The 512-nt window shown below is 60.4% G+C and carries 1 rRNA gene; it reads right to left on the reverse strand.

The features are described 5' to 3' along the window. A 16S ribosomal RNA gene (locus tag H0H10_RS04545) occupies window positions 1-506 on the reverse strand; the annotation flags it as partial. Window positions 507-512: the final 6 nt, after the last annotated feature.

The following is a 512-nucleotide window of genomic DNA, read 5'->3' on the forward strand; positions in this document are numbered from 1 at the left end:
TACCGCGGCTGCTGGCACGTAGTTAGCCGGCGCTTCTTCTGCAGGTACCGTCACTTGCGCTTCTTCCCTGCTGAAAGAGGTTTACAACCCGAAGGCCGTCATCCCTCACGCGGCGTCGCTGCATCAGGCTTGCGCCCATTGTGCAATATTCCCCACTGCTGCCTCCCGTAGGAGTCTGGGCCGTGTCTCAGTCCCAGTGTGGCCGGTCGCCCTCTCAGGCCGGCTACCCGTCGTCGCCTTGGTGAGCCGTTACCTCACCAACAAGCTGATAGGCCGCGGGCTCATCCTGCACCGCCGGAGCTTTACAGCCAGAACCATGCGGTCCCGGCTCATATCCGGTATTAGACCCCGTTTCCAGGGCTTGTCCCAGAGTGCAGGGCAGATTGCCCACGTGTTACTCACCCGTTCGCCACTAATCCCCTCCCGAAGGAGGTTCATCGTTCGACTTGCATGTGTTAAGCACGCCGCCAGCGTTCGTCCTGAGCCAGGATCAAACTCTCCGTGAATGCTTT

Origin of the sequence: Streptomyces griseicoloratus (assembly GCF_014534645.1) — a bacterium.
Classification (GTDB): Bacteria; Actinomycetota; Actinomycetes; order Streptomycetales; family Streptomycetaceae; genus Streptomyces; species Streptomyces griseicoloratus.